The 11,849-nt window shown below is 68.0% G+C and carries 12 protein-coding genes and 2 tRNA genes; 7 read left to right on the top strand and 7 right to left on the bottom strand.

Features of this window, described 5'->3' with window-relative positions; all coding sequences use genetic code 11:
* Nucleotides 1-5: 5 nt before the first annotated feature.
* From TL10_RS15720 to TL10_RS15705, 4 genes are all read left to right on the top strand, one after another.
* On the top strand, nt 6-890 hold the full coding sequence (locus TL10_RS15720; RefSeq protein ID WP_043986313.1) for a DUF3566 domain-containing protein: 885 nt from the start codon (nt 6-8) through the stop codon (nt 888-890).
* A gap of 90 nt (nt 891-980) precedes the next feature.
* Nucleotides 981-1,054 (top strand) — tRNA-Ile (locus TL10_RS15715).
* Nucleotides 1,055-1,206: 152 nt separating this feature from the next.
* Nucleotides 1,207-1,279 (top strand) — tRNA-Ala (locus tag TL10_RS15710).
* Nucleotides 1,280-1,395: 116 nt separating this feature from the next.
* A complete protein-coding gene (locus TL10_RS15705) occupies nt 1,396-1,767 on the top strand; it encodes a hypothetical protein (protein WP_043986312.1) in 372 nt (123 codons plus the stop codon).
* 62 nt (nt 1,768-1,829) lie between these two features.
* Here TL10_RS15705 and cwsA read toward each other — a convergent pair whose 3' ends face one another.
* A complete protein-coding gene (gene cwsA, locus TL10_RS15700) occupies nt 1,830-2,198 on the bottom strand; it encodes a cell wall synthesis protein CwsA (protein WP_043986311.1) in 369 nt (122 codons plus the stop codon).
* 131 nt (nt 2,199-2,329) lie between these two features.
* Between cwsA and TL10_RS15695 the strand changes: the two genes are divergently transcribed.
* Complete coding sequence (locus TL10_RS15695; protein WP_043391451.1) at nt 2,330-2,857, top strand: peptidylprolyl isomerase; 528 nt, start codon at nt 2,330-2,332, stop codon at nt 2,855-2,857.
* A 62-nt stretch (nt 2,858-2,919) separates the two neighbouring features.
* On the opposite strand, the gene TL10_RS15690 is transcribed toward TL10_RS15695, so the two are convergent.
* Together TL10_RS15690 and crgA are read right to left on the bottom strand one after the other, a co-directional pair.
* Nucleotides 2,920-3,333: a PH domain-containing protein gene (locus TL10_RS15690; RefSeq protein ID WP_043391450.1), complete on the bottom strand. Its 414-nt coding sequence runs from the start codon at nt 3,331-3,333 to the stop codon at nt 2,920-2,922.
* Between the two features lie 148 nt (nt 3,334-3,481).
* Nucleotides 3,482-3,766: a cell division protein CrgA gene (crgA, locus tag TL10_RS15685; protein WP_020099906.1), complete on the bottom strand. Its 285-nt coding sequence runs from the start codon at nt 3,764-3,766 to the stop codon at nt 3,482-3,484.
* A gap of 80 nt (nt 3,767-3,846) precedes the next feature.
* Between crgA and TL10_RS15680 the strand changes: the two genes are divergently transcribed.
* Entirely contained in the window at nt 3,847-4,668 is an 822-nt protein-coding gene (locus TL10_RS15680; protein WP_081936536.1) for a DUF881 domain-containing protein, read from the top strand.
* A gap of 37 nt (nt 4,669-4,705) precedes the next feature.
* The gene (locus tag TL10_RS15675; protein ID WP_043391444.1) at nt 4,706-5,374 is read left to right on the top strand and encodes an aminodeoxychorismate/anthranilate synthase component II; all 669 of its coding nucleotides are present in this window, start codon (nt 4,706-4,708) and stop codon (nt 5,372-5,374) included.
* 308 nt (nt 5,375-5,682) lie between these two features.
* Here the strand turns inward: TL10_RS15675 and pknB are convergent, their stop codons facing one another.
* From pknB to TL10_RS15655, 4 genes are read right to left on the bottom strand one after another with little or no spacing between them, the layout of a single operon-like run.
* Nucleotides 5,683-7,566, bottom strand: a complete 1,884-nt coding sequence (pknB, locus tag TL10_RS15670) for a Stk1 family PASTA domain-containing Ser/Thr kinase (RefSeq protein ID WP_043391442.1) — start codon at nt 7,564-7,566, stop codon at nt 5,683-5,685.
* Nucleotides 7,563-8,795 (bottom strand): protein kinase domain-containing protein, encoded by a 1,233-nt coding sequence (locus TL10_RS15665; RefSeq protein WP_043986310.1) that lies wholly within the window; start codon nt 8,793-8,795, stop codon nt 7,563-7,565. The genes pknB and TL10_RS15665 overlap by 4 nt, the downstream gene beginning before the upstream one ends.
* Nucleotides 8,792-10,270 carry a D,D-transpeptidase PbpA gene (pbpA, locus tag TL10_RS15660; protein ID WP_043391439.1) on the bottom strand — a complete coding sequence of 493 codons (1,479 nt, stop codon included), beginning with the start codon at nt 10,268-10,270 and terminating at the stop codon, nt 8,792-8,794. Before pbpA ends, TL10_RS15665 begins: the two co-directional genes overlap by 4 nt.
* Complete coding sequence (locus TL10_RS15655; RefSeq protein WP_043986309.1) at nt 10,267-11,682, bottom strand: peptidoglycan glycosyltransferase RodA; 1,416 nt, start codon at nt 11,680-11,682, stop codon at nt 10,267-10,269. Before TL10_RS15655 ends, pbpA begins: the two co-directional genes overlap by 4 nt.
* Nucleotides 11,683-11,849 lie beyond the last annotated feature (167 nt).

The raw sequence follows: 11,849 nt of genomic DNA, 5'->3' as shown, positions 1-11,849 counted from the left end.
GCCAGGTGAGTTCCCCGAACGAGCCGGGATACACCCGTACCGGTGACGGACCCGCGAGCAACAACGGGCCTGCCGGATCGGGTGGCGGCGCCCATGCGGCCGACCAGGGCGGCGAAGCGCCGCCCTGGCAGCGGGCCCGCACGGGAGCTCCGGCGGACGCGCCCGCGGCCGCCGGGCAGAGCCTGGATGACCGGCTCAACCGGTTCGTCAGCGGCAGCGGAGGTTCGGCCTCCGAAGCCGAGACGACCATCACGCCGGCCGTCACCCCCGACGTCCCGCCGGTGCCCCCGGTGCCGGCCGTGACTCCGACGGGCAACGTGCCGCCGAAGCCCGTCCGGACGGCCGAGACGGTTCGGACGGAGACGCGGCCCGAGGCGGCCTACGCCAGCGAGATCCCGGATCTGTCCCGCCAGCCGCAGCGTCGGGCGTCGGGCGAACCACGGGAGCCGCGCAGCACCGTCGCCACCGTCTCGCCGGCCCCGGCACGTTCGGCGGCACCACGGAGCCGCGTGGGTGCCCGGCAGGACGGCCCGGTGCGGGCCAGCATGCAGGTGCGCCACGTCGATCCGTGGAGCGTGTTGAAGGTCTCGTTGGTGCTGTCGGTGGCGCTGTTCTTCGTCTGGATGATCGCGGTGGCGTTCCTCTACCTGGTCCTCGGTGGCATGGGTGTGTGGAGCAAGCTCAACAGCAACGTCGGCGATCTGCTCACCAGTGGTGGCGGCAGTGGCGGTGAATTGGTTTCTGCCAGTACGATTTTCGGCGGCGCGACCCTCGTCGGGTTGGTCAACATCGTGCTGCTGACGGCCATGGCCACCGCCGCGGCGTTCGTCTACAACCTGACGACCGATCTGGTCGGCGGGGTTGAGGTGACGCTCGCCGATCGCGACTAGTCGGCAGGCCTGCGGGCGCGACTGACGTCGCGTTTTGGGCGCAGAGGTCCCCATACGGTAATCTCATCGCTCGGCCGCAAGGCCACTTTCGGGCCTATAGCTCAGGCGGTTAGAGCGCTTCGCTGATAACGAAGAGGTCGGAGGTTCGAGTCCTCCTAGGCCCACGGAAGTCGGTGTCACCGACTCCCCCACCGGAAGGGTGCACCGTGAGATTGGTTCTGCTGGTGCTCGGTGCCATGGTCGCAGTCGCCGCCGGCTTCGTATGGCGGACCCGGCATGGCGCAGAGGTCTGGCACTCAATTCCGGACACCGTCGAGGGGCCTTAGCTCAGTTGGTAGAGCGCTGCCTTTGCAAGGCAGATGTCAGGAGTTCGAATCTCCTAGGCTCCACAAATCCACAGCAGTTCACAAAGCGGTTCCGATAGCGACTATCGGGGCCGCTTTTCTCGTCTGACGCAAGCGGAGATTCCAACGGCGCTCCAACGTCACCGTCCTACTCTGCCCCCATGACGACAGAGATCAGCTACGCGAAGTGGATGCTTCCGTTGTCGGTGCCGTTCGGTCTCGGGCCGAAGCACAGCGGCGTGGAAGTGCGCGACGGAGCGCTGCACGTGACCATGGGGTGGGGTTTTGCCGCCGAGATCCCGCTGAGCTCCATCGCTGAGGCCAGCCGGTGGGAAGGACGCATCACGTCCTGGGGTGTACACGGCTTCCGCGGACGCTGGTTGGTGAACGGCTCGTCCGACGGCGTGGTGGCGCTGACCATCGACCCACCCGTCAAGGCCAAGGTTTGCGGTGTACCGGTGACGCTGCGGGAGCTGGGGGTCAGCGTGACCGACCCGGAGGCCCTCATCACGGCCTGCACCAAGGCGGGCTGACGAACATGAGCTTGTGTGTCAGATCCGGATCTGACACACAAGCTCAGTCTCGACGCGGAAACCTAGGGCTGGGGCGTCACGTCCACGCTCGGGGGCAGCGGAGAGGGCTCTGGCTGCATCGAGCGCCGCACGATCGAGAACGTGATGCCGCCGAGGGCCAGCACCGCGACCGTGGCACCGGCGATGAGCAACGGCCGGCGACGGTTGGCGCCGGACTGCACCACCACCGCGAGATCTCCCGCGGAATCCTCGCTGCGGTGGCACCGCCGGCCCACCCAGCGCGCGGTACCGAGGGTGGAGCCGACGCCGAGCCCGAGCACCCCGCGCAGGATCAGCAGCGGCCCGACGACGGTGTACTTCAGCCCACGACCCAGGCGGGCACCGGAGCTGGGGCGGCTGACCTCGGGGACGTTCTCGGTGACAGTGCTCATCAACCAACCTCTCTGCCGGACACGATTTCTGCAGACCTCCCAAGCGGGGGCTTGGCTCTACGCTAGGCCTTCCACGTTATTCGGTGGGGGCGACTTCGGGGTCTTAAATGTGAGTGGCAGACTGACTTTCCGTGACGAGCCCTATTCAGACCGCGACCGCGACGCTGCACACCAACCGCGGCGACATCAAGATTGCTTTGTTCGGTAACCACGCGCCCAAGACCGTCGCCAACTTCGTTGGTCTGGCCCAGGGCACCAAGGATTACTCCACCGAGAACGCCTCGGGCGGCACCTCCGGCCCGTTCTACGACGGCGTCGTCTTCCACCGCGTCATCGACGGCTTCATGATCCAGGGCGGCGACCCGACCGGCACCGGCCGCGGCGGCCCGGGCTACCAGTTCGCCGACGAGTTCCACCCGGAGCTGCAGTTCGACAAGCCGTACCTGCTGGCCATGGCCAACGCCGGCCCGGGCACCAACGGTTCGCAGTTCTTCATCACCGTCGGCCCCACCCCGCACCTGAACCGTCGCCACACCATCTTCGGTGAGGTCGTCGATGCGGAGTCTCAGAAGGTCGTGGACGCCATCGCCACCACGTCCGTCGACCGCGGCGACCGCCCGACCGAGGCAGTCGTCGTCGACTCGGTCACCATTTCCTGATCCCAGCCTGACGCGCGGCGCGGCAGTCCCCCACCGGGGCTGTCGCGCCGTTTGCGTTGGAACTAAGGAATCAGGCCGGCGTCGGTCAGGGCGTCGAGGACGTTGATGGGGTCGGTGCCGACATCCCATCGCGTGAAGACCAGGAGCCGGTCGTCGACGGTGTCGAGCTCCAAGAGCCGCACCTTGCGGGTCAGCCGGCGGAACTCGGTGATCCGCACACTCTTGAGGTCGGCCTGTGCATAAGTCTGGGTGCTGAACCACCCGCGCACCACCAGCCCCGCCGGGGTGATGGCGAGCTTCGGCCGCGCCCGCCAGGACATGACGGCGAACACCAGCAGACCGATGGCCGCGATGCCGCCAAGAAGGCGTCCGGGCAGGTCAGTGACCGATGTCAGGGCCACTGCCGTCAGTACGACGCCGAATGCTCCACAGGCCACGATGCCGGCAGTCGGGGGGCTCCATTGAGCTTGTTCCATGAGATGTCCACACCCTCAGGGGCAAGTTATCCACAGGCACTATCCCCAATGGGGATGAATCACATCGATGTGATTGCGTGACCGCTAGGTTGCCAGTTGGGTTACGTAACGAGACCGGTATGTAACGAACCGGGGCCGTTCACGCAGCTCAGCGCCACCGCATGGTCAGCAGCAGACCGGTGATCATGAATGCGAAGGCGATCGCGTAGTTCCACTGGGCGAGATCGGCCATCCACTGCAGCAGGTGGGGCGTACCGGCCGGGTTCAGCGCGGCGAGCTGGAAGACCGCCAGCCAGATCAGGCCGATCAGCATCAGCGAGCAGAAGAACACCACGAACCACACGCTCGACGGTCCGGCCTTGACCTTCACCGGCGTCCGACTCACCGGGTTGATGGTGAAGTCGTTCTTCTTGCGAACCTTGGACTTGGGCATTGGTACCTTCGCGGACAGTCGGTGCCGCACATCCGGGCCGGTGGAGAAAAACCGGCAATTCGGTGCGACGATGGAGCGGTATGCACTCAGAGCCTAACGCAGAAGACGTGTCGCCTCGCAGGCCCTGGTGGACGGCTGGGACCTCGGAACCTGCCCAGCCGGCCCGCCACTCCGCCTGGCGATTCGGTGTGCCGGTGGTCTGTGTGCTTGCCGGCCTCCTGCTGGCCACCACCCACAGCGTGTCCGGCGGCAGCGAGATCCGGCGCAGCGACGCGCCCCGCCTCGTCGACATGGTGAAAGAGGCGCAACGCACCGTCGCCACCCGGACCGCCGAGCGTGACAACCTGCAGCATCAGCTCGAGAATCACCACGGCGGTACGCCCGGCGCCGATGCCGCGCTCGGCGCCATCACGAGCCGCGCCAACGAGCTCGGCCTGGAGCTGGGCCTCGATCCCATGCGTGGACCGGGCCTGGTGATCACCCTCAACGACGCGCAGCGCAATGCGCAGGGTCAGTACCCGCGCGACGCCACCCCCGACGACCTGGTCGTGCATCAACAGGACGTCCAGGCGGTGCTCAACGCACTGTGGTTGGGCGGGGCCGAGGCCGTCCAGATGCAGGACCAGCGGATCCTGGCCACGTCGGCTCCACGCTGCGTCGGGAACACCCTGTTGCTCAACGGCCGGACCTACAGCCCGCCCTACGTCGTGACCGTGATCGGCAACGTCGAGGGCATGCGGGCCGCGCTGGCCGCCGCGCCGTTGGTGACCTTGTACAAGCAGTACGTGGTGCGGTTCGGGCTCGGCTACACCGAGGAGCCGCGGGCGTCGGTCGACGTCGTCGGCCACCGGATGCCGCTGAAGCTGCAGTACGCCAAACCGGCTGGACCGGTCACATATTGATTGATCGGGTCTGTCGGTGACCCAGTAGCCTGGCGGCATGCAGGTTCTCGTCCTCGACAACTACGACAGCTTCGTGTTCAACCTGGTCCAGTACCTGGGTCAGCTCGGGGTGCACGCGCAGGTCTGGCGTAGCGACGACGAGCGCGTCTCCACCCCCGAGGGCGTCGCCGCCGTGGCCGAGGAGTTCGACGGGATTCTGGTGAGCCCCGGTCCAGGTACGCCCGAGCGCGCCGGTGCGTCCATTCCGTTGGTGCGCGCCTGCGCCGAGACCCGCACTCCCCTACTCGGGGTGTGCCTGGGACACCAGGCCATCGGGGTGGCCTTCGGTGGCACGGTGGACCGCGCCCCGGAACTGCTGCACGGCAAGACCAGCCTGGTTCATCACGCGAATAGTGGTGTGCTGCAAGGACTTCCGGACCCGTTCACGGCCACCCGCTACCACTCGCTGACCATCCTGCCGGAGACCCTGCCGGATGAGCTGGAGGCCATCGGCCACACCGACAGCGGCGTCATCATGGCCGTCCGGCACCGCGAGCTGCCGATCCACGGGGTCCAGTTCCACCCGGAGAGCATCCTGACGCAGGGCGGTCACCGGATGCTGGCCAACTGGCTCGCCTTCTGCGGTCAGGCGCCCGACGAGGGACTGGTCAGTCGTCTCGAGCAGGAAGTCGCCGACGCCGTCTCGGCCGCGACCCGTACGGCCTAATTCCGCCGAGCTTCCATCCACGCAGTGCGAGTGGCGTGTGCCGTGGGTTCAGGGTGGACGCCGTTGTGGGCTGCCCGGGTCGTTGACTCTCACTTCATGGCGCGGAAGTGCGAGTAACCACGGCCCTGAGGTGAGAGTCAACGTCTGCTGGGGCCGGAATCCCGTTGACCCTGACCTGATGTCGCAAAAGACCGAGTGGCCGTGTCCCTGAGGTGAGAGTCAACGCGATGTTGGGCCGCTGGGTGACTGACTCTCACTTCATGGCGTAAAAGTGCGAGCAACGGCCTGCCAGAACGTCCCCCGCAAGACTACGAAGCGAAGCTCAGCGTGATCGACGCGCCGAAGTTGACGCCGCTACCGGCTGCCGGCATCTGGCTGACCACCGCATTGCTGCGCTGACCGCTGTTCTGCACGTCGGCGCCCTTGATCAGCACGCCGGTCCAGCCCAGGGCGCGCAGGTTCGGCTCGGCGTCGGTCCAGAACTGACCGGCCAGGTTCGGCATGACGAACTGGTTGCCCTGCGAGACCTTCAGCGTGATCGGTGCGTCCTTGGCCGTCGGCGTACCCGCCGGCGGATCGCTCGCGATGATCTCGCCGGCCGGCTTCGGGCTGTCGGTCGGCGCCGTCAAGATCGTGGCGAAGCCGACGGTATTGAGGTTCTTGGTCGCGACCTCGACGGTCTGTCCGCCGACATCGGGGATGGGCACCAGACCGGGCCCGGAGCCGACGATGATCGTGATCACGTTGGTGATGGCCGACGTCTGGTGGGCCGGCGGGTTGGTCGCGATGACCCGGTCCTTCTGGTCCGGCAGCGACTGCGACACCGTCTGCTGGATGTTCCGGAAACCCGCGGACTGCAGCTTGGCCATCGCGTCGGAAGGCGAGAGCTTCGAGACGTCGGGGACCTCGCGCTGCTCGGGACCGGTGGAGATGTTGATGGTCACCTCGTCGCCGGCGGCCACCGATGTGTTGGCCGACGGCTCGGTGCCGATGACGTGGTCCGGCGCCACGGTGGAGTCGGGCCGCTGCTGCGTGCGGGTCTTGAAGCCGCGGTTCTGCAGATTGGCGACGGCGTCCGCCTGAGCCAGCCCGCGCACGTCCGGAATCTGCTGGTCGTGCGGCTTGCCGTTGATCAGGTTGATGGCCACGGTGACGACGACCGTCAGCACGGCCAGGATGGCGGCGGCGATGAGCCAGCGACCGATCGGCGTGGCGGCCCGATCCGTCGAGCGGTACGGCTGCGGGGTGACGGTGATCTGCTCGGGCATCATGCTGCGCGGCCCACCGAAGCCGCCGGTGCCCATCATTGCGGTGCGCTCGGCGTCGGTGAGCACCTTGGGCGCGTCGGGAGCTTCGCCGGCGTGCACGCGGATCAGGTCGTTCCGCATGTCCGCGGCGCTCTGGTACCGGTTGTCCGGGTTCTTCGCCAGGGCCTTGAGCACGACGGCGTCCAGCTCGGGAGAGATCCCGGCGTGCCGCTGCGACGGCGGCACCGGGTCCTCGCGGACGTGCTGGTAGGCCACCGCGACCGGGGAGTCGCCGACGAACGGCGGCTCACCGGTGATCAGTTCGTAGAGCACGCAGCCCAGCGAATACACGTCCGAGCGGGCGTCGACGTTCTGCCCGCTGGCCTGCTCGGGTGACAGGTACTGGGCGGTGCCGATGACCGCCGCGGTCTGCGTCATCCGGTTGCTGCTGTCGGCGATGGCGCGGGCGATGCCGAAGTCCATGACCTTGACCGCATTGGCCTTGCTGATCATGATGTTCGCCGGCTTGATGTCCCGGTGCACGATGCCGTGCTGGTGGCTGAAGTTCAGGGCCTGGCAGGCGTCGGCGATGATCTCGATGGCGCGCTGCTGCGGCAGCGGCCCCTCCGTGTGCACGATGTCGCGCAGCGTCACGCCGTCGACGTACTCCATGACGATGTACGGCAGCGGGCCGTTGGGGGTCTCGGCCTCACCGGTGTCGTAGACCGCGACGATCGCCGGGTGGTTCAGCGCCGCGGCGTTCTGCGCTTCCCGGCGGAAACGCAGGTAGAAGCTCGGGTCCCGAGCCAGGTCGGCGCGCAGCACCTTGACCGCCACGTCGCGGTGCAGACGTAGATCGCGGCCGAGGTGAACCTCGGACATGCCGCCGAAACCGAGGATGTCCCCCAGTTCGTAGCGGTCGGAGAGGTGCTGGGGCGTGGTCATGAAATGGCCGGTCCTGACAATTCAGGGAGCGAAGCCGACTGACCCGCCGGTGCGCCGGGCGTCTTCGTGGTCTCGGTGATGGTGTTGGTGACAGTGGACTGCTGCTGGTTCTTCTGGTCCTGCCGGTCCTGCGCGTTGAGCACGATCAGGATCGCGATGACGATCGCCAGCGCACCCAGGACACCAGCCGCCCACAACAGGGCGCGCTGACCTGGCGAGAAAGTCCGCCGCGCGGGCGGGGCCGGCCGATGGCTACCGGCAGCGGGCCGGGGCCGCGGGGTTGCCGGTGCCGGACGCACAGCCAGTTCGTTGCTCGTGCGGGCCTGCGTGCTCGACGGAATCGCCGCCGGAGCAGCCCGGCCGATGGTCGGCGCCTGGTTGGGCCGCGGGGGGCGGCGTCCGGCCCGGACCGCGGCGACGGCGTCGGCGAACGGTCCGCCGCTGCGGTAGCGGTGGATGGCGTCCTTCGCGAGGCTGATCTCGATCAGCTCGCGGACGTTCGGGGGCAGGTCGGACGGCAGTGGTGGCGGCGCTTCCTTGATGTGCTTCATCGCGACAGTCAGGGCGCCGTCGCCGGTGAACGGCCGCCGGCCGGACACGGACTCGTAGCCGACGACGCCGAGCGAGTAGACGTCGCTGGCCGCGGTGGCGTCGTGGCCCAGGGCCTGCTCGGGCGCGATGTACTGGGCGGTGCCCATCACCATGCCCGTCTGGGTGACGGGAGCCGCGTCGACCGCCTTGGCGATGCCGAAGTCGGTGAGCTTCACCTGGCCGGTCGGGGTGATCATGATGTTGCCGGGCTTGACGTCGCGGTGCACCAGGCCTGCGCTGTGCGCGACCTGCAGGGCCCGCCCTGTCTGCTCCAGCATGTCCAGCGAGTGCCGCAGCGACAGCCGGCCGGTGCGCTTGATCACCGAGTTCAACGGCTCGCCGTTGACGAGCTCCATGACCAGGTAGGCGGTGCGGCCGGAATCGTCGAGCTCGGTCTCGCCGTAGTCGTAGACGCTGGCGATGCCGGGGTGATTCAGCATCGCCACCGTGCGCGCCTCGGCGCGGAACCGCTCGACGAACTCAGGGTCGGTCGAGTACTCGGCCTTTAGCACCTTGATGGCGACCTGTCGGCCGAGCCTGCTGTCGACGCCCTCCCAGACTTGACCCATGCCGCCAGTGGCGATGAGTCGCTGAAGTCGATAGCGGCCGGAAAGTGTGACTCCGACCCGCGCGCTCATGATCCCTCCCGTAGCGCCGCGGCGATGGTGGCCCGCCCGATGGGTGCGGCCAGCGCACCGCCGGTCGCGGACAAACGGTCTCCACCATTCTCCACTAGGACGGCGACGGCGACCTTCGGGGATTTCGCCGGGGCAAAAGCGATGTACCACGCGTGTGGTGGTGTGTGACGTGGATCGGTGCCGTGTTCGGCCGTGCCCGTCTTTGATGCGATCTGCACGCCGGCTATGGCTCCCTTCTGCTGCGTCACCTGCTCGGCGCCGACCATCAGATCCGTAAGTGTAGCCGCGACCTGGGATGAGATGGCCCGCCGCTGTTGGTGCGGTGAGGTAGCCGCGATGTTGGAAAGGTCAGGTCCCTTCAGGTCATCGACCAGGTACGGGGCCATGCTGACGCCGCCGTTGGCGATGGTCGCGGCAACCATCGCGTTCTGCAGCGGGGTCAGGGCGACGTCCTTCTGGCCGATGCTGGAGATACCCAGGGCCGGGGCGTCGGAGATCGGGCCGACGGTCGACTCCGCGACCTGCAGCGGAATCGACGGCGGCGGGGTGTCCAGGCCGAACTGCTTGGCCATGGTCCGCATCGCGTCGGCCCCGTTGTGCAGGCCCAGTTCGACGAAGGCGGTGTTGCAGGACTTGGCGAACGCCTCGCGCAAGGACACCGTCGGGCCCCCGCCGCACGCCGCGCCGCCGTAGTTCTCCAGCGTCGCGGTGCTGTCCGGCAACGTGATTCGGGCTGCGGAGGTCAGCTGGGTGTCCGGGGTGGCACCGGCCTGCAGCGCCGCGGCGGTGGTCAGCACCTTGAACGTCGACCCCGGCGGGAACGTCTCGGAGATCGCCCGGTTCTGCAGCGGTGAATCGGGGTTGTCGCGCAGCTCCTGCCAGGCGGCGGATTGCTGTTCGCTCTCGTGCGAGGCCAGCAGATTGGGGTCGTACGACGGAGACGACACCATGGCCAGAATCTTGCCGGTCGACGGATCGAGCGCCACCACCGAACCCTTGCATGGGTTGCCGCCGCAGCCCTGCTGCATGGCGTCCCACGCGGCCTGCTGGACCCGCGGCACGATCGTGGTGTCGACGTTGCCGCCGCGGGGATCGCGGCCCGTGAAGAAGTCGGCGATGCGGTTGCCGAACAGCCGCTCGTCGGAGCCGTTGAGGATGCTGTCCTCGGCGCGCTCGAGGCCGGTGCTCGAGTACTGCAGCGAGTAGAAGCCGGTGACGGGCGCGTACACCAGCGGGTTCGGGTAGATGCGGAGGTAGCGGAACCGGCCGTTGGTCGGCATCGAGTACGCCAGCAGCTGGCCGCCGGCGGTGATCTGGCCGCGCTGGCGCGAGTACTCGTCGAGCAGCACCCGCTGGTTGCGCGGGTCGGCGCGCAGGCTGTCGGCGGCGAACACCTGGGTGGTGGTGGCGTTCAGCAGCAGCATCACGACCAGTGCCATCACCAGTCCGGAGACGCGACGAAGCGAGGTGTTCATTGCTTCTCGATCACCTCGGTGTTGGCCGCCGCGATCGGTGCCGCGTTGGCGCCCCGGGTGGACAGCGGCCGGCGCGCGACGTGCGAGACCCGCAGCAGCAGGGCCAGCAGCACATAGTTGGACAGCAGGGACGAGCCGCCGTACGACATCCACGGTGTGGTCAGGCCGGTCTGCGGGATCAGTTTGGTGACGCCGCCGACGACGATGAACAGCTGCAGCGCCAGCGCGGCGGAGAGGCCGGCCGCGAGCAGCTTGCCGAAGCTGTCCCGCACCGCGATGGCGGTGCGCAGACCCCGGATCACGACGATCGTGTACAGCATCAGCACCGCGGCCAGGCCGACGAGCCCGAGCTCCTCACCCACCACCGCGATGATGAAGTCGGTGGAGGCGTCGGGCACGGTGCCGGGCTGACCGTTGCCCAGGCCGGTACCGAAGATGCCGCCGGTGGCGAAGCTGAACAGGGACTGCACCATCTGGTACCCGGCGCCGTCGGGGTCGGCGAACGGGTCCAGCCAGTTCTGCACGCGCACCCGCACGTGATCGAAAAGGTGGTACGCCACCAGGCTGCCCACGCAGAACAAGCTCAGCCCGATGATCACCCAGCTGAGCTTCTCGGTGGCGACGTACAGCAGCACCAGGAACGTCGCGTAGAGCAGCAGGGACGCCCCGAGGTCCTTCTCGAACACCATCACGCCGATGGACCCGATCCAGGCCACCAACAGCGGCGCCAGGTCGCGCGGTCGCGGCAGGTCCAGCCCGAACATGTGCTTGCCGGCACTGGTGAACAGGCTGCGCTTGGTGACCAGCACGCTGGCGAAGAAGATCAGCAGCAGGATCTTGGAGAACTCGGCGGGCTGAATGGAGAAGCCCGGCAACCGGATCCAGATCTTGGCGCCGTACTGCTCGGCCACCGAATCCGGCAGCACCGCGGGGATGGCCAGCAGCACCAAGCCGGACAGGCCGCAGATGTAGCCGTAGCGGGCCAGCATCCGGTGGTCGTGCACGAACATCAGCACCGCGGTGAACACCAGAATGCCCAGCAGCGTCCACAGCATCTGCTGGTTGGCGTTGCCGCCGGGCAGGATGCCCGCGGGCCGCGAGTGCGCCGACAGATCCAGCCGGTAGATCAGCACCAAGCCCAGGCCGTTCAGCAACGCGACCACGGGCAACAGCAGCGGGTCGGCGTACGGCGCGTAGCGGCGCACCGCCAGGTGGGCACCGCCGAACAGTACGACGAAGCCGACGGTGAACTGGATGAGGTCCAGTTGCAGGCCGGACTCCTGGTTGGCCTCGACGATCAGCAGCGCCACAGTCGTGATCACGGCCGCGAACCCCAGCAGCACCAATTCGGAATTACGCCGATTGGGCAGTGGAGGAGCGACCGCAACCGGAGACTGCGGCTGCGTCGTCATGCCTCGACTCCCGCTCGCTCTCGGGGCGTCATGACGCGTTCCGGCAGTTTGTGCCCGGCTCCTGAGGTGGCGGAGGGAGTGCCGTGGCCGTCGGGGACGGAGCCGCAGGCGAGGTTGGGGCAGGCGCGGGGCTGGACGGGTTGGGGGCCGGTGCCGGGCTCGGCGCC

Origin of the sequence: Mycolicibacterium llatzerense, from assembly GCF_000878195.1 — a bacterium.
Taxonomy (GTDB): domain Bacteria; phylum Actinomycetota; class Actinomycetes; order Mycobacteriales; family Mycobacteriaceae; genus Mycobacterium; species Mycobacterium llatzerense.
The sequence above is the reverse complement of the archived record's forward strand: the minus strand, read 5'-3'. Positions and strand labels throughout refer to the sequence as shown.

Bases quoted from the DNA above. Each gene is read 5' to 3' on its own strand.
- TL10_RS15690 (WP_043391450.1), bottom strand. From the start codon at position 3,333: ATGGAACAAGCTCAATGGAGCCCCCCGACTGCCGGCATCGTGGCCTGT.
- TL10_RS15680 (WP_081936536.1), top strand. From the start codon at position 3,847: ATGCACTCAGAGCCTAACGCAGAAGACGTGTCGCCTCGCAGGCCCTGG.
- pbpA (WP_043391439.1), bottom strand. From the start codon at position 10,270: ATGAACACCTCGCTTCGTCGCGTCTCCGGACTGGTGATGGCACTGGTC.
- TL10_RS15655 (WP_043986309.1), bottom strand. From the start codon at position 11,682: ATGACGACGCAGCCGCAGTCTCCGGTTGCGGTCGCTCCTCCACTGCCC.
- crgA (WP_020099906.1), bottom strand. From the start codon at position 3,766: ATGCCCAAGTCCAAGGTTCGCAAGAAGAACGACTTCACCATCAACCCG.
- cwsA (WP_043986311.1), bottom strand. From the start codon at position 2,198: ATGAGCACTGTCACCGAGAACGTCCCCGAGGTCAGCCGCCCCAGCTCC.
- TL10_RS15675 (WP_043391444.1), top strand. From the start codon at position 4,706: ATGCAGGTTCTCGTCCTCGACAACTACGACAGCTTCGTGTTCAACCTG.
- TL10_RS15705 (WP_043986312.1), top strand. From the start codon at position 1,396: ATGACGACAGAGATCAGCTACGCGAAGTGGATGCTTCCGTTGTCGGTG.
- TL10_RS15665 (WP_043986310.1), bottom strand. From the start codon at position 8,795: ATGAGCGCGCGGGTCGGAGTCACACTTTCCGGCCGCTATCGACTTCAG.
- pknB (WP_043391442.1), bottom strand. From the start codon at position 7,566: ATGACCACGCCCCAGCACCTCTCCGACCGCTACGAACTGGGGGACATC.